At 70.0% G+C, this 16,002-nt stretch carries 11 protein-coding genes and 1 pseudogene; 6 read left to right on the top strand and 6 right to left on the bottom strand.

The features are described from left to right. Positions 1 to 10: 10 nt before the first annotated feature. The 4 genes from AB0K80_RS05835 to AB0K80_RS05850 form a co-directional block, all read right to left on the bottom strand. Positions 11 to 976, bottom strand: a complete 966-nt coding sequence (locus AB0K80_RS05835) for an ABC transporter permease (RefSeq protein WP_365666200.1) — start codon at positions 974 to 976, stop codon at positions 11 to 13. Further along, on the bottom strand, positions 969 to 1,895 hold the full coding sequence (locus AB0K80_RS05840) for an ABC transporter permease (protein ID WP_365666202.1): 927 nt from the start codon (positions 1,893 to 1,895) through the stop codon (positions 969 to 971). The genes AB0K80_RS05835 and AB0K80_RS05840 overlap by 8 nt, the downstream gene beginning before the upstream one ends. Positions 1,896 to 2,037: 142 nt before the next feature. Then, positions 2,038 to 3,678, bottom strand: coding sequence for an ABC transporter substrate-binding protein (locus AB0K80_RS05845; RefSeq protein ID WP_365666204.1), 1,641 nt, complete (start codon positions 3,676 to 3,678; stop codon positions 2,038 to 2,040). 586 nt (positions 3,679 to 4,264) lie between these two features. Beyond that, entirely contained in the window at positions 4,265 to 4,831 is a 567-nt protein-coding gene (locus AB0K80_RS05850; protein WP_365666205.1) for a hypothetical protein, read from the bottom strand. A 402-nt stretch (positions 4,832 to 5,233) separates the two neighbouring features. On the opposite strand from AB0K80_RS05850, the gene typA reads away from it, so the two are divergent. Then, positions 5,234 to 7,141, top strand: coding sequence for a translational GTPase TypA (gene typA / locus AB0K80_RS05855; protein WP_365666207.1), 1,908 nt, complete (start codon positions 5,234 to 5,236; stop codon positions 7,139 to 7,141). 72 nt (positions 7,142 to 7,213) lie between these two features. Here the strand turns inward: typA and AB0K80_RS05860 are convergent, their stop codons facing one another. Then, positions 7,214 to 9,424, bottom strand: coding sequence for an ABC transporter family substrate-binding protein (locus AB0K80_RS05860; protein WP_365666209.1), 2,211 nt, complete (start codon positions 9,422 to 9,424; stop codon positions 7,214 to 7,216). Between the two features lie 287 nt (positions 9,425 to 9,711). Here AB0K80_RS05860 and AB0K80_RS05865 point away from each other — a divergent pair, with 287 nt between their 5' ends. The 4 genes from AB0K80_RS05865 to AB0K80_RS05880 all read left to right on the top strand — a co-directional run bounded on the left by AB0K80_RS05865 (position 9,712) and on the right by AB0K80_RS05880 (position 13,667). Beyond that, on the top strand, positions 9,712 to 10,005 hold the full coding sequence (locus AB0K80_RS05865; protein ID WP_365666211.1) for a hypothetical protein: 294 nt from the start codon (positions 9,712 to 9,714) through the stop codon (positions 10,003 to 10,005). An 88-nt stretch (positions 10,006 to 10,093) separates the two neighbouring features. Further along, positions 10,094 to 10,930 (top strand): hypothetical protein, encoded by an 837-nt coding sequence (locus AB0K80_RS05870; protein ID WP_365666213.1) that lies wholly within the window; start codon positions 10,094 to 10,096, stop codon positions 10,928 to 10,930. Between the two features lie 26 nt (positions 10,931 to 10,956). Then, on the top strand, positions 10,957 to 12,894 hold the full coding sequence (locus tag AB0K80_RS05875) for a fumarate reductase/succinate dehydrogenase flavoprotein subunit (RefSeq protein WP_365666215.1): 1,938 nt from the start codon (positions 10,957 to 10,959) through the stop codon (positions 12,892 to 12,894). Further along, positions 12,891 to 13,667 (top strand): succinate dehydrogenase/fumarate reductase iron-sulfur subunit, encoded by a 777-nt coding sequence (locus AB0K80_RS05880; protein ID WP_365666217.1) that lies wholly within the window; start codon positions 12,891 to 12,893, stop codon positions 13,665 to 13,667. The genes AB0K80_RS05875 and AB0K80_RS05880 overlap by 4 nt, the downstream gene beginning before the upstream one ends. Positions 13,668 to 13,745: 78 nt before the next feature. Here AB0K80_RS05880 and AB0K80_RS05885 read toward each other — a convergent pair. Further along, positions 13,746 to 13,886, bottom strand: a pseudogene (locus AB0K80_RS05885) (aminoglycoside phosphotransferase family protein); the annotation flags it as partial. A 187-nt stretch (positions 13,887 to 14,073) separates the two neighbouring features. Here AB0K80_RS05885 and AB0K80_RS05890 point away from each other — a divergent pair. Next, positions 14,074 to 15,777 carry a hypothetical protein gene (locus tag AB0K80_RS05890; protein WP_365666219.1) on the top strand — a complete coding sequence of 568 codons (1,704 nt, stop codon included), beginning with the start codon at positions 14,074 to 14,076 and terminating at the stop codon, positions 15,775 to 15,777. Positions 15,778 to 16,002: the final 225 nt, after the last annotated feature.

Genomic DNA, 16,002 nt, shown 5'->3' on the forward strand with positions numbered 1-16,002 from the left:
TACGCCCTCCTCAGCGCAGCTTCGGGTCAAGGGCGTCGCGGACCGCGTCGCCGAGCATGATGAACGCGAAGACCGTGAGGCTGAGCATGCCGGCCGGGAACAGCAGCGCGTGCGGGTTGTCCCGGATCACCTTGCTGCCCTCGGAGATGTCGATGCCCCACGAGATGGTCGGGTCACTCAGACCGAGGCCGAGGAACGACAGCGTCGCCTCCGCCGAGATGTAGCCGCCGAGGGCGATCGTCGCGACGACGATGGTGGGCGCGATGGCGTTCGGCATCACGTGGCGGAACAGGATCCGGGTGGTGCCGGCGCCGAGCGCGCGGGCCGCCGTGACGTAGTCCGCCTGCTTGGCGGTGATCACGGAGCTGCGGGTGACACGGGCGATCGAGGTCCAGCCGAGGAAGGCCAGGGCCAGGATGACGACGTACACCTTGCGCTCGGTGAAGGCGTTCAGGACGACCATCGTGCCGAGCAGGAACGGCACACCGAAGAAGATGTCGGTGATACGGGAGATCACCGAGTCGATCCAGCCGCCGAAGTAGCCGGCCAGCATGCCGAACAGGCCACCGATCAGGGTCACCACGGCGGTCACGCCGACACCGACCAGGATCGAGGCGCGGGTGCCGTGGATGACCCGGGCGTAGATCGAGCGGCCCTGCTGGTCGTAGCCGAACCAGTCCGGCTGGAAGAAGTGCCCGAGTTCCGGCTTGCCCAGGTAGTGGTGGACGAGGTCGCCGTCCCGCGGGTCGACGCTGGTGAACCAGCCGGGGAAGGCGGCGATCACCAGCAGCAGGAGCAGCAGCACGGAGGACACCCAGAACATGGGGCGGTGCCTGAGGTCGTACCAGGCGTCGCCCCACAGGGAGCGGGGCCTGTCGCTCTTCTTGCCGCTCTCCTTGCCGGGCGCGTCGACGGCCGGCGGCGCCGCGGCGTCCAGTTGCGCGTCGATGGTCTGGGCCTTGGTCACGTCAGGCATACCGGATCCTCGGGTCCAGGACCGCGTACAGCAGGTCGATGAGGAGGTTGATCAAGAGGATGACGAGGACGAGTACCGTCACCACACCGGTGACCGTGGAGCCCTCGCTCGTCTGGACCGCCCTGTACAGCAGGTTGCCGACACCCTGGATGTTGAAGATGCCCTCGGTGATGACCGCGCCGCCGATGAAACCGCCGATGTCGGTGCCGACGAAGGTGACCACGGGGATCAGGGAGTTGCGCAGCAGGTGGACACCGATGATGCGGCGCCGGGGCAGGCCCTTGGCGAGGGCGGTGCGCATGTAGTCGGCCCGCAGGTTCTCGGCGAAGGTGGTCCGGGTGAGCCGGGCCACATAGGCCATCGAGAGCATCGCGAGGACGAACGCCGGAAGGAACAACTGCGAGAAGTCCGTGGAGTCCTGCACGTTGGGAGGCAGCCAGCCGAGTTCGTCGGCGAAGATGAAGCGGGCGATGAACCCCAGAACGAACACCGGGATGGAGATCACCGTCAGGGTGAAGACCAGGACGCCGGTGTCGGCGGCCTTGCCGGCCTTCAGACCGGCCCACGCACCCAGGCCGACACCGATGATGATCTCAATGGTGATGGCAAGCAGCGTCAATCGCAGCGTCACCGGGAACGCCTCGGACATGAGGTCGATCACCGGACGGCCGGCGAGGTTCTTGCCGAAGTCTCCCTGGAGGAGATTCAGCATGTAGTGGACGTACTGCTCAAGGACCGGCTTGTCGAAGCCGTACTCCCGCTTGATCTGAGCGATCTGCGCGGGGTCGGGGGCCTTGTCCCCGTAGATGGCCCGGACCGGATCGCCCGGCAGAATGTGGACCATCAGGAAAATCAACAGAGTTGTCCCGATGAAGATCGGGATCATCTGGAGCAGTCGCCTAGCGGCGTAGCGCCCCATCTTGCGCCTCCATGCCGTGAGGGGTCGGCGAGGCCTGCGCACTCATCTACCGCAGGGTGGGGCGTGAGGTGGAGGCCTGTGCCTACGGACCGGTGCCGCCGCTCCCCTGTCGGGAGGGGCGGCACCGGTCTGCGGTCGTTTCTTACTTCTGCTTGACCTGGATCTGGTCGAAGATCGGGTCACCGTCCTGGCCGTAGGGGATCTTGCCCAGGATGTTGGTCGACTGACCGCTGTTGACCTTGTAGAACCAGAGCGGAATCGACGGCATGTCCTTGGCCAGGAGCTGCTCCGCCTCCTGGTACTTCTTCACCGTCTCATCGATCGAGCTGGCCCGGTCGGCCTCGGAGGTCAGCTTGTCGAACTCCTTGTTGGAGTAACCACTGGTGTTGCCGGCCGCCGTGGTGCCGTACAGGTCGCGCATGAAGTTGGAGTTGACCGGGTAGTCGAGCACCCAGCCACTGCGGTACATGGACTTGACCTGCTTGTTGTCACGGGCGTCCAGGTCGGCCTGGAAGGTCGGCTTCGGGTCGCCCACGCACTCCACGCCGAGGGTCTTGCGGATCGAGTTGCAGACCGCGTCGACCCAGGGCTTGTGGTCCTGGTCGGCGTTGTACTGGATCGAGATCTTGTTGCCCGGGACGCCGCCGCCCTCCTGGACCAGCTTCTTGGCCTTGGCCGGGTCGAACTTGACGATGTCGCCGAGCGCGCCCTTCTTGTAGCCGAGGACGCCGGGGGCGACGAAGGAGTCGGCGGGCTGACGGGTGCCCTGCAGAACCGTCTTGGTGATCGTGTTGCGGTCGATCGCCATGGACAGACCCTGGATGACCTTGGGATCGATGCCCTTCCACTGCTTCGTGTAGAAGGCGAAGGTGACGGTCTGGACGGCGGAGTACGCCTGGTCGATCGCGCGGTCGCCGAGGTCCTGCTTGTAGCTCCTCAGCGCGGTGGTCGGGACCTGCTCGATCCAGTCCACGTTGTTGGAGCGCAGGTCCGAGTAAGCGGCGTCGGCGGTCGTGTAGTTCTTGAAGTCGATGCCGCCGTTCTTGGCCTTGTTCGGTCCCTTGTAGTCCGCGAACTTACGGACCTTGATGAGCTTGTTGTGCTCCCAGGAGACGAACTTGTAGGGGCCGTTGCCGATCGGGTGCTCGCCGAACTTCTTCGGGTCCTTGAAGAAGGCCTCGGGCAGCGGGGCCCACACGTCGTAGCCCAGCTTGTAGGCGAAGTACGACACCGGCTGCTTCAGCTTGATGGTGAAGGTGTTGTCGTCGACGACCTTCAGGCCCGACATCTTGTCGGACTTGGGGTCACCCTTCTCCGGGTGCACGTCCTCGAAGCCGACGATGTCGGAGAACCAGCTGGAGTTGGTCTGGTTGTTCTTGACGTTCGCCGACCAGTTCCACGAGTCCACGTAGGACTTGGCGGTGACCGTGGTGCCGTCGTGGAACTTCCAGCCCGGCTTGAGCTTAACGGTCCACTCGGACGAGTCCTTGTTGGGGGTGACCGACTCGGCGTTGATGTACACCAGCTTGCCGGTGCCGGGCTCGTAGTCCACCAGACCCGCGAAGATGGTGCGCAGCACGCGGCTGCCCTGGCTCTCCTTGGCGTTGGCCGGCTGCAGCGGGTTCTGAGGTTCGCTCAGCTGCGCAGTGACGATGCCGTTCGGGTCGGCTTTCCCCTTGTTCATGTCGTCTCCGGCCTTGTCACCGCCGCCGCCACAGGCGGTGGCGGCCAGGGCGATGACTATCGCCCCCGCGACCCACTTGGCGCTCCTGGCACCGCGCATGGGTTCCTCCTCATAAGTCCATTGGTTCACCGCAAAGAGAGCACCCGACACAGACCACCGCACCGCCCGTCGCCGGTGCCGGTGTCAGTCAGGTGCCCCCCGCGCTCGTGAGTCGGCGCCGCCTGCAGCGCGTGACCCGTTCATCCGAGCTCTACGCGCCTAACTATCTGCCATGCGCCAGGACCGAACCACACCCACGAGGTCTCGGTTCGATCACAGCTCTCGCTAACATCTTCCAAAATCCGGACAAAGGGTTTGGTGAAAGATGCCTGCGAAACGGACTTGTTACACACCTATCGGCATTGATCGTCCGCATAGCGGACACCGTTGCAGAAAACCGGTTGCGTCAGCGGCGGAGAGCTTCCTCGACACCTGGGGCCATGCCATCTGCAGGCCGACCGACAGCAGAGAGGCTGCGGATCGGACAACGGTAACCAGACTCGACCGCACACCACGAGGCTGCCGTACCCCTGCCGCCAGAGCGTAGGGAAAACCCTGCATGGGCACGCCCTGTGCGCCTTACGAGAAACGCACCGCGACCGGGCCCCACGGGGCCCGGTCGCGATCCTCAGTTACTGGAGCCAGGTCAGCAGTACGCCTTCGCCGCTCGCTTGGCGGTACCCTTCTTCGGCTTCTCGGTGCACTTCACCGCACCTTCCGTCTGAACGTTCCAGCTACGAGCCTTGCCGTACCCCTTCCTCGTCCAGCCGGTGCCGTTCGAGTTGCAGGTCTTAGCCTTGTAGTAACCAGAGGCCTTCTTGACTCCGGCGAAGACGACGTAGGTTCCGGGCTTGTTGAAGTTGACCGTGACCGACTCGCTCGTCTCCTTGGTCTTCTCCCCCGCCCTGGTCAGAGTCCCCGAGACGTTGGCATCCATGCTGGAGATGACCCAGCTCGCTGAGTAGCTGGCCCCAGCGGTCACCTCACGTCCCGAGCTGACCGTGTGGCGATATGTCGCAGACTTGGTGTGAGTTCCCGTGCCGTCTGCCGGGATGTTGATCTGCTTGGCATGGGTGATCACCCAGCCCTGGCTCAGATCGGTCCAGGTGGCGTGCTTATAGCCGGGCTCGCAGACGGTCGGTGCCGCACTGGCCGCGGTCACCGGCCCGAGCGTCACGATCGAAGCCGCAGCAACACCGGCAGCCACGGCCATAGCCGTCAATCTCTTGCTCACATCGTCCCCGTTTCATCGAAGCGTGGCCTTTCTCACAGCCACGCAGACCCCGCTCCGGTCCTTTGACGGAGCCAGGTCAATTTAGGGCGTGGAGTCATCGGCACGACAGCGATCTGAGGGAAACTTGAGGTTGATCATGTGCTGCGCTCATGCAGTCAACTACCAAACGGATCAAAAGACTTGGCGGAGACAAGAGTCCCTCTGCAGCTGAGTGGCAGCAACTCCTACGAGCGCGGCGGGAGGGCTGCGAGCTTCACGCGGGCAGCTCCAGCAACCGCCCCGTACCATGGGGTGAGGCCGTGGCATGTTCAGCCCGGCAGGGCCCGCGCACCACAGACGTCCGCGCAGGGCATTCCTCACACTCCGGGAGTACGCCAGCTTATGGCCACGCGCCACGACATCCGCAACGTCGCCATCGTCGCTCACGTCGACCACGGCAAGACCACCATCGTCGACGGCATGCTGAAGCAGGCCGGCGCCTTCGCCGCGCACCAGCTCGACTCGGTCGACGACCGCATGATGGACTCGAACGACCTGGAGCGTGAGAAGGGCATCACGATCCTCGCCAAGAACACGGCGGTGAAGTATCACCCCAAGGACGGCGGGGACCCCATCACCATCAACATCATCGACACCCCCGGCCACGCCGACTTCGGCGGCGAGGTCGAGCGCGGTCTGTCGATGGTCGACGGCGTCGTCCTCCTCGTGGACGCCTCCGAGGGCCCGCTGCCGCAGACCCGCTTCGTGCTCCGCAAGGCCCTGCAGGCCCGGCTGCCGATCATCCTGTGCATCAACAAGACGGACCGGCCCGACGCCCGCATCGACGAGGTCGTCAACGAGACGTACGACCTCTTCCTCGACCTGGACGCCGACGAGGAGCAGATCGAGTTCCCGATCGTCTACGCCTGCGGCCGCGACGGCATCGCCTCGCTGACCAAGCCGGAGGACGGCACCGTACCGAGCGACTCGACCAGCCTTGAGCCGTTCTTCTCGACCATCCTCGAGCACATCCCGGCACCCACCTACGACGAGGACGCCCCGCTCCAGGCGCACGTGACGAACCTGGACGCCGACAACTTCCTCGGCCGTATCGCGCTGCTGCGCGTCCACCAGGGCGAGCTGAAGAAGGGCCAGACGGTGGCCTGGATGAAGCGCGACGGGTCCGTGCAGAACGTGCGGATCTCCGAGCTGATGATGACCGAGGCGCTCACCCGCAAGCCGGCGGAGAAGGCCGGCCCCGGTGATATCTGCGCGGTCGCCGGCATCCCGGACATCATGATCGGCGAGACCCTGGCCGACCCGGAGAACCCGGTTCCGCTGCCGCTGATCACGGTGGACGAGCCCGCGATCTCGATGACCATCGGCACCAACACCTCCCCGCTGGTCGGCCGCGGCGGCACCGGCAAGGGCGCCGACGCGAAGGCGGCCGTCAAGGACCGCAAGGTCACCGCCCGCCAGGTCAAGGACCGCCTGGACCGCGAGCTGATCGGCAACGTCTCGCTGCGCGTCCTGGACACCGACCGCCCGGACGCCTGGGAGGTGCAGGGCCGCGGCGAGCTGGCGCTGGCCATCCTGGTCGAGCAGATGCGCCGCGAGGGCTACGAGCTGACCGTCGGCAAGCCGCAGGTGGTCACCCGCGAGATCGACGGCAAGGTCTACGAGCCGGTCGAGCGCATGACCATCGACGTGCCCGAGGAGCACATGGGCGCGGTCACGCAGCTCATGGGCGTCCGCAAGGGCCGGATGGACAACATGTCCAACCACGGCTCCGGCTGGGTCCGCATGGAGTTCGTGGTGCCCTCCCGCGGCCTGATCGGCTTCCGCACCGAGTTCCTGACGCAGACCCGCGGCACGGGCATCGCGCACTCCATCCACGAGGGCTTCGAGCCCTGGTTCGGCCCGCTGCAGACCCGGAACAACGGTTCCCTGGTGGCCGACCGGTCCGGTGCCGTCACCGCGTTCGCGATGACCAACCTGCAGGAGCGCGGCGTGCTGTTCGTGGAGCCGGGCACCGAGGTGTACGAGGGCATGATCGTCGGCGAGAACTCCCGCTCTGACGACATGGACGTCAACATCACCAAGGAGAAGAAGCTCACCAACATGCGGTCGTCCACGGCCGACGTGGCCGAGTCGATCGTCCCGCCGCGCAAGCTGTCGCTGGAGCAGTCCCTGGAGTTCTGCCGTGACGACGAGTGCGTGGAGGTCACCCCGGAGGCCGTGCGCATCCGCAAGGTGGTCCTGGACCAGCGTGAGCGCGCCCGCGCCGCGAGCCGCGCCAAGCACAGCTGACGGCACACCGCACAGAACCCGCAGAGGGCGGCGCCATCACAGGCCGGACGCCGCCCGTTCGCATCGGCCGGGTCAGTCGTGCACCGACGGCCCCGCCGCCGGCTTCGCGCCCTTCTTCAGAAAGCCCATGTCCTCGTAGACCGGCGTCTCGAAGCCGAACGCCCCGGCGTTGACGAGGTTCACGCGGGCGGCCACCAGCTGGGGCCGCTGGTAGAGGGGGATGGAACCGGCCGCCGCCCAGATGCGGGAGTCGGCCTTGCGCAGCAGGGCGCGGGCCTCGCCCTCGTCCAGCGTGGCGAGCGCCTGGTCGAAGAGCTGGTCGACCTGGTCGGTGCCGACGCGGGTGTAGTTCTGCTCGACGTTCAGCGAGCCGTCGGCGGCCGGGACCGGCTTGGCGTAGACGGGCCGGGCGTCGGTGGCGGGGAAGGCGGTGGCGGGCCAGGAGTACAGGGCGAGGTCGTACTGGCCGGAGGCGATGTGGTCCTTGAAGTACGACTCGTCGGAGACCCGCTCGATGTCCGTGCGGATACCGACCCGCTCCAGCATCCGCGCGACGCGGTCGGCGACGGTGCGCAGGGGCTCCGTGCCGGGGCCGGAGGGCAGCACGAAGCGCAGGACGAGCGGCTTGCCGTCCTTGGCGAGCGGGGCGGACGCGGCACCGGCCGGGGCGGCGGTGCCCTTGGGGGCGTACGCGCCGGGTGCTCCGCCCTGCCGCAGGTGCTGGCGGGTGCCGTCCTGCGCGCGGTGGCCGGCCGCGTGCCGTGCCTTGTCGTCCTCGGGCTGGTCGTCCCGGCCGACGATGTACGTGCCGTCGTCGCTGCCCTCGGACTCGTCCTGCCCGGCCTTCTCCGCCTCGCTGCCGGCCGCCTTCTCCCCCTTCTTCTCGTCCTTCTTCTTCTCCTTCTTGTCCTTCTTCTCCTCCTCGACCGGGCCGCCCGGCACCCATCCCGCGTCCGCCAGCAGGGCCCGGGCCTCCTTGGTGTCCTGGCCGCCGAGCGCGCCGCTGTTGTCGGCGTAGGCGGCCTGGCCGGACAGGGCGAGATGGCTGCCGACGGGCTCGGCGGGCAGCCCGAGCGGCTTCAGCACGGCCTTGGCCAGGTCCTTGCGGTCCAGGGCGCGGGCCACGGCCCGGCGGACCCGCTCGTCGGCGAGCGGGCCGCTGGAGCCGTTGAGGGCCAGCTGGGTGTAGGCGGGCTCCAGGGACTTGCGTACCTCGTAGCCGCGCAGGGCCTGGGTGCGGCGGGCGGACGCGGCGGCGGCCCGGCGCTGCTTCTCGCGGGCGGTGAGCTCCTCGTCGGCGGCCTCTTCGTCGGAGCCGTGGGCGACTGCCCAGGAGCGCAGCGCCTCGGCGGAGGTCCGGTCGGCGCCGGGGCCCATGAGGGGGGTGCTGCCGGTGCCGCGTGACCGCGCGGCGGCGGTGATGCCGCGGGCCGCGGCCGGGTCGATCTCGGCCAGGTCGACGGTGCCGGAGGCAAGGGCGTTCGTGCGCCGGTCGCGGGGCACGGCGCGCAGCACGATCCGTTCGAGCTTGGCCGGCTCGCCCCACCAGCGCGGATTGCGGGTGAGGGTGACCTCGTCGGCGTCGCGGTCCACCTTCTGCAGGGCGAAGGGCCCGGCGGTGATCTTCAGCTTGCGGCGCGCCCCGTCGTTGAAGGAGTCGGGGGTGCCCATGACCTCCTTCGGGTACAGCGGCGTGAACAGCGACTTCCAGTCGGCGTAGGGCCGGCTGAAGGTGACCTTGACCTCCAGGTCGTTCGCGCCGCGCTCGATCTTCCCGATGCGGTCGTAGCCGGCGTTGCGGGCGGTCCAGTACGCGGTGTCCTTGCCGGACAGGGCACGCCACTGGGCGGCGAAGTCGGCCGCGCCGATCTCGCGGCCGTCGCTCCACACCGCCTGCTGGTTGAGCTTGTACAGGACCACCTGCTGGGGCTCGGTGTCGACGACCTTCGCGGACTCCAGGTAGGCGGGGTTGCGCTCGGGGCGGCCGCTGCCGTCCATCCGGAACATCGACGGCAGGACGGCCTGGGCGATCCGGCCGGTGGTGGCGTCGGCGTCCGACTGGAAGGTGTTCAGGGTCTCGGGCACGGAGTCCACGGCCCAGCGCAGCGTTCCGCCGTCGGCGATCCCGTCGCGCCCGGCGGGTGCGATGTCCTGCCCGGCGAGGGGTTTGCCGGCCGGGTCCTCGGTGCCGCACCCGGCGAGCGCGGGCACGGCGAGCGCACCCGCGGTGAGGAAGGCGACCGAGCGCAGTACTGCGCGCGATCCGACGCCGTCGTGGGACATCTCTGGGTACCTCCGGGAAGCCGCGGGCGTTATGATCACTTTTGGCGGTATTTGGAGCTCATCTGATGTATGCGGCCACTGAAGAGGAAAGGGTTCGGCGACACAGAGCGACACGACGGGCACGGGCGGCAAGCTCACCCGTGCGGCGCAACACACCGAAGGGAGCACCGCCACGCCTCGGCCAATCGGTGCACATCCCTTCACAGCGCGTGGTGTGACGCGCAACACTCGCAGGCGCATGAACGTGCCGCCTCGGTCCTCGACGGACCCGGAAGTGAGGGCAAGTCATGTCCGTGCACGACGACCTGACGTCAGTCCAGCGCTGCCTCGACGACCTGTTCCGGTCGGTCGGGCGCCTGGAGAAGCAGCTCGGCAGCGGCGGTCTGGAGATGCGCCGCGTCCGCGCCGACGCCGATCACCTGCGGGAGAGCGTCGCCCTCCTGCGCGAGGCGGCCGCCGCCGGTGCCACCGCACCCCAGCGGCCCGACCTCGTCACCATCTCGGACGCGCCGTACGACCCGTCGCTGTGGGTCGACACCGACGACGAGGGTCTCGGCGCCCGCGACCGGCGCGCTCCCTGATCCCGGACGGGAGAGCCGGGAGGACGCCAGGAGCAGCGAGAGGTCCGCGGGGGCGAGGCATTCGAGCCAGACAGTAGGGAGCCGACCAGTGGCCACAGGTACCGAACCACCAGCCACCCAGCCCCAGCCCCGAGGCGGCGGCGTACGGGCCGCTCCGCGCGCCGCCATCGACGCCCCGCACCTGCGGACCGACCGCTGGTGGCTGGCCCCGGCCGCCACGGCCGCCGGTCTGCTGGCCTTCGTCGTCTACTCGACCTGGCGGGCGTTCGCGAACGCCGACTACTACGCGGCCCCCTACGTCTCGCCGTTCTACTCCCCGTGCCTGGCGGAGAACTGCGCGCCCATGAGGGCCGGGCCCAACGTGGAGATCTTCGGCAGCTGGTGGGGCCTGTCCCCCGCGATCCTGATCCTGATCTTCCCGCTCGGCTTCCGCCTGACCTGCTACTACTACCGCAAGGCCTACTACCGGGGCTTCTGGGCGTCCCCGCCGGCCTGCGCGGTGGCCGAGCCGCACAAGAGGTACACCGGCGAGACCCGGTTCCCGCTGATCCTGCAGAACATCCACCGCTACTTCTTCTACGCGGCGATCCCGGTCGCCGGGATCCTGACGTACGACACGGTGCTCGCCTTCCGCGACGAGCACTACGCCTGGGGCCACATGGGGCTGGGCACCCTGGTGTTCCTGGTCAACATCGTGCTGATCTGGGCGTACACCCTGTCCTGCCACTCCTGCCGGCACATCGTCGGCGGCAAGCTCAAGCACTTCTCGAAGCACCCGGTGCGCTACCGGATGTGGCAGTGGGCCGGGAAGCTCAACGCCCGGCACATGCTGCTCGCGTGGTCGTCGCTGGTGAGCGTGGCGCTCGCCGACTTCTACGTCTATCTGGTCGCCTCCGGGGTCTTCGACGATCCGCGCTTCTTCTGACGAGTTCCGATGAGTGAGGCCTTGTGATGACCGTGGTCGACCGGCAGGAATGGGACGTCGTCGTGGTGGGCGCGGGCGGCGCGGGGCTGCGCGCCGCCATCGAGGCCCGCGAGCGGGGCGCCCGTACGGCCGTGATCTGCAAGTCGCTGTTCGGCAAGGCGCACACGGTGATGGCCGAGGGCGGCATCGCGGCGGCGATGGGCAACGTCAACGCGGGCGACAACTGGCAGGTGCACTTCCGCGACACCCTGCGCGGCGGCAAGTTCCTCAACCAGTGGCGGATGGCCGAGCTGCACGCCCAGGAGGCGCCGGAGCGGGTGTGGGAGCTGGAGACCTGGGGCGCGCTGTTCGACCGGACCAAGGACGGCCGGATCGCGCAGCGCAACTTCGGCGGCCACGAGTACCCGCGCCTGGCGCACGTCGGCGACCGTACGGGCCTGGAGCTCATCCGCACCCTCCAGCAGAAGATCGTCGCGCTCCAGCAGGAGGACCACCGCGAGAGCGGGGACTACGAGGCCCGGCTGAAGGTCTTCCAGGAGTGCACGGTCACCCGGGTGCTCAAGGACGGCGAGCGGGTCTCCGGGGTGTTCGCCTACGACCGTGAGACGGGCCGCTTCTTCGTGCTGCAGGCGCCCGCCGTGGTGATCGCGACGGGCGGGATCGGCAAGTCGTTCAAGGTGACGTCGAACTCCTGGGAGTACACGGGCGACGGTCACGCGCTGGCGCTGCTGGCCGGAGCGCCGCTGCTGAACATGGAGTTCGTGCAGTTCCACCCGACGGGCATGGTCTGGCCGCCGTCGGTGAAGGGCATCCTCGTCACCGAGTCGGTGCGCGGCGACGGCGGTGTGCTGCGCAACTCCGACGGCAAGCGGTTCATGTTCGACTACATCCCCGACGTCTTCAAGGAGAAGTACGCCGAGACGGAGGAGGAGGCCGACCGCTGGTACGACGACCCGGACCACAACCGGCGCCCGCCCGAGCTGCTCCCCCGCGACGAGGTGGCCCGGGCCATCAACACCGAGGTGAAGGAGGGCCGGGGCTCCCCGCACGGCGGCGTGTTCCTGGACGTGTCGACACGGATGCCCGCCGAGGTCATCAAGCGGCGGCTGCCGTCGATGTACCACCAGTTCAAGGAGCTGGCCGACGTCGACATCACGGCCGAGCCGATGGAGGTCGGGCCCACCTGCCACTACGTGATGGGCGGGGTCGCCGTCGACTCCGACACGGCGGCGGCGCGCGGGGTGCCCGGGCTGTACGCGGCCGGTGAGGTCGCGGGCGGGATGCACGGTTCCAACCGGCTCGGCGGCAACTCCCTGTCCGACCTGCTGGTCTTCGGCCGCCGGGCGGGCTGGCACGCGGCCGAGTACGCGGCGGGCCTGGCGGCACGGCCCCAGGTGGACGACGTCCAGGTCGACGCGGCGGCGGCCGAGGCGCTGCGCCCCTTCTCGGCCGAGGCGGAGATCGAGGAACCGGCCGGGGGCCCGCCGGAGAACCCGTACACCCTGCACCAGGAACTCCAGCAGACGATGAACGACCTGGTCGGCATCATCCGCCGCGAGACGGAGATGAAGCAGGCCCTGGAGAAACTGGCCGAGCTGCGGGTGCGGTCCCGCCGGGCGGGCGTCGAGGGGCACCGGCAGTTCAACCCCGGCTGGCACCTCGCCCTGGACCTCAGGAACATGCTGCTGGTCAGCGAGTGTGTGGCGCGGTCCGCGCTGGAGCGCACCGAGTCGCGCGGCGGGCACACCCGCGAGGACTACCCCGCGATGGACCGCAAGTGGCGCCGGATCACCCTGCTGTGCCGGCTCACCGACCCCACGGGCGGCCTGGCGGCCACCGACCCGGTACGCGGCCAGATCACCCTGGAACGCGAGACCGCCGAACCCCTCCGCCCCGACCTGCTCGCCCTGTTCGCCAAGGAGGAGCTGGTCAAGTACCTCGCCGAAGAGGAGCTGTACACATGAGCGGCTACGAGGCCCGCTTCAAGGTGTGGCGGGGCGACGCGGCGGGCGGCGGCCTGCAGGACTTCACGGTCGAGGTCAACGAGGGCGAGGTGGTGCTGGACATCATCCACCGCCTGCAGGCCACCCAGGTGCCCGACCTGGCCGTGCGGTGGAACTGCAAGGCGGGCAAGTGCGGTTCGTGCTCGGCCGAGATCAACGGGCGGCCGCGGCTGATGTGCATGACCCGCATGTCGGTCTTCACCCGGGAGGAGACCGTCACGGTCACCCCCCTGCGCGCCTTCCCGGTCATCCGCGACCTGGTCACGGACGTCGGCTTCAACTACGCCAAGGCCAGGGAGGTGCCCGCCTTCGTGCCGCCGCCCGGCCTCGGCCCCGGCGAGTACCGCATGTTCCAGCAGGACGTGGACCGGCCGCAGGAGTTCCGCAAGTGCATCGAGTGCTTCCTGTGCCAGAACACCTGCCACGTGGTGCGCGACCACGAGGAGAACAAGGAGGCGTTCGCCGGTCCGCGCTACCTGATGCGGATCGCGGAGCTGGACATGCATCCGCTGGACGCGGCGGCACAGGCGGGGGTGGACCGCAAGGCCACCGCCCAGGACGACCACGGCCTCGGCTACTGCAACATCACCAAGTGCTGCACCGAGGTGTGCCCCGAAGGCATCAAGATCACCGACAATGCGCTGATCCCCTTGAAGGAACGGGCCGTCGACCGCAAGTACGACCCGCTGGTGTGGCTCGGCAGCCGGATCCGCCGCAGGTCCGCGTCCTCCTGAGCAGGTGCTTGTCACACGCCTCCGGCCCGCCCGGCCGCAGGCCCGGAGGCGACCATGTCCAGGACCCTGCCGAGGTTGAAAGTCGCCCTTCAGCAGCCGCAGCGGGCCCGCGACCAGGCCGAGGTGAAGGGCCAGGCCGTACAGCCGCAGACGGTCCTTGTCGAGGTCGGGGCCGGCGGTGCGCAGTGTGTCGTAGTGCGGGCCGAAGCGCAGGCGGAGGGGGCCGAGGGCGGCACGGGTGAGGGGGGCGAGGTCGGCGGTGGTCAGGGGCCGGCGGCTTCGGGGCTGTCGGTCACGGGTCACCGCGCCCAGTCTTCCCTGCCGGACCCGCCCGCGTCATGGCGATGTCCACGGACCGGGCGCACCCCGCTCGCGCGGCCGCGGGGCTGCCCATACGCTCCGAAAGGTGACGCCCTCATCGCCACGGAGCCGGCCGCGCCGGGCCACCTCGCCGCTGTCCGTGCGGGTGGCGCACGCCCTGCTGGGCGCGGTGGCCGCGGTGGTGTGGCTGGTGCTGCCCTGGGTGGCGACGCACTCCGCCACGCCGGCGTCGGTCCCCGGTGAGCGGCCCGCCGCGAGCGGCGCGGTCGCGCAGCGCGAGGGGGAGGACACCTCCACCGGCGACCTGGTCCTGCCGCTCGTCGTGGCGGGCGCGGTGGTGGTCGTGGCCGGGTTCGGCTACGTACGGCGCACCCGGCGCGCGCGCTCGCGCACGACTCCCGGCGGGAAGCCGGCCGGACCGGCGGGTGGGTCCGGCCCGCCCCTGGAGGAACTCGACGAGCGGGCACGGGCGTTGCTGGCCGAGGCGGACGACTGGGTGCGCACCAGCCGCGAGGAACTCGCCTTCGCCCAGGACCGGTCCGGCGCGCAGGCCGTCGCACCCTTCGCGCGGGCGCTGCGGGAGGCGGAGGCCGAGCTGGCGGCCGCGTTCCGGATGCGGCAGCAGTACGACGAGGGCGTGCCCGGGGACGAGACGGGACGCCGGCAGGCGCTCGCGGGGATCCTGGGGCGCTGCCTGGAGGCGGGACGGCGGCTGGACGCGGCGGCCGACGGGTTCGACGAGCTGCGGGGGCTCGAGCGGGATCCGGGGCCTGCGCTGGCCGTCGCGCAGGCCCGCTTCCACGCCCTGACCGCGCGGATGGGCCCGGCCCGGGCCCTGCTCGCGGACCTCGCCGCACGCCATGCGGCCTCCGCGACCGACCCGGTCGTCGGCTCCGCCGAACAGGCCGAGGACCGGCTGCTGTTCGCCACCACCCACCTGAACCGGGCCTATCAGGCCACCGACCTGGGCGACCGCCCCCGCGCGGCCGCCCAGCTGCGCGCCGCGGAGGCGGCCGTGGCCCAGGCGGAGGCCTTCGTCGACGGGGTGGAGCGCCTCGCCGCGGAACTGAGGGCGGCCGGGGAGCTGGTGGGCCCGGTGCTCACCGGGGCCGAGGCGGAACTGGCCCTGGTCCGCGGGGCGCTGCCGCCTCCCGGCACCGGGGAACGACCGGCCGACGCCGGCACGGGCGCGATGGCGGGTGCGGCGCCGGACGCCGTCCCGGACACGGCCCGGCCGGTGCGGCGGCCCGGGCTCCCGCAGATCCCGCTGGGCGAGCTGCACTCGCGCGCGCTGCACGCCGACGCGGTGCTGGCCTCCGTACGGCAGGAGCTGACGGCCGGCCGGCCCTACGATCCGCTCGCCGTGCTGCGCCGGGTCGTGGGGGCGGTGGCTCCCCTGGCGACGCGGCACGCGGGCGTCCTGCCGGCCGCCGCCGGGCTGCTCGCCCGCAGCAGCACCGCCGTCGCGGCCGGCTTCGTCACGACCCACCGGGGCGCGGTGGGCGGCACGGCCCGCACCCGCCTGGCGGAGGCGGCACGGCTGCTGCCGTCCGAGGCCCTGGCGGACCAGCTGCGGGCCGACGCCCTGGCCCTGGACGCCCGGGAGCGCGCCGAGCGGGACGTGCGGGCGCACGGGAGCACCTACGCGGGGGCTGCCGGGTCGGTGAGTGGTGTTGCCGGGGCCGTGGTCGGCGGGATCCTCCTGGCCGCCGCATCGGACGACGACCCGGCGGGGCCGGTCGCGAGCTTCGGGGGGCCGACGAGCAGAGGGCGACGGGGGGCACCCTGACCTGCGTGGGTCCGGGTCGGTCAGTCCTGGGGGCGGGGCGGCGTCCTGACCCTGACGCCCGGCAGCGGGACGTGCGGGCGCACGGGAGCCCCTACGCCGGGGCTGCCGGACCGGTGAGCGGTGTTGCCGGGGCCGTGGTCGGCGGGATCCTCCTGGCCGCCGCGTCGGACGACGACCCGGCGGGGCCGGTCGCGAGCTTCGGGGGGCCGGCGAGCAGAGGACGAC

The sequence above is a fragment of the Streptomyces sp. NPDC052682 genome (genome assembly GCF_040678435.1).
In the GTDB taxonomy this organism is placed as follows: Bacteria; Actinomycetota; Actinomycetes; order Streptomycetales; family Streptomycetaceae; genus Streptomyces.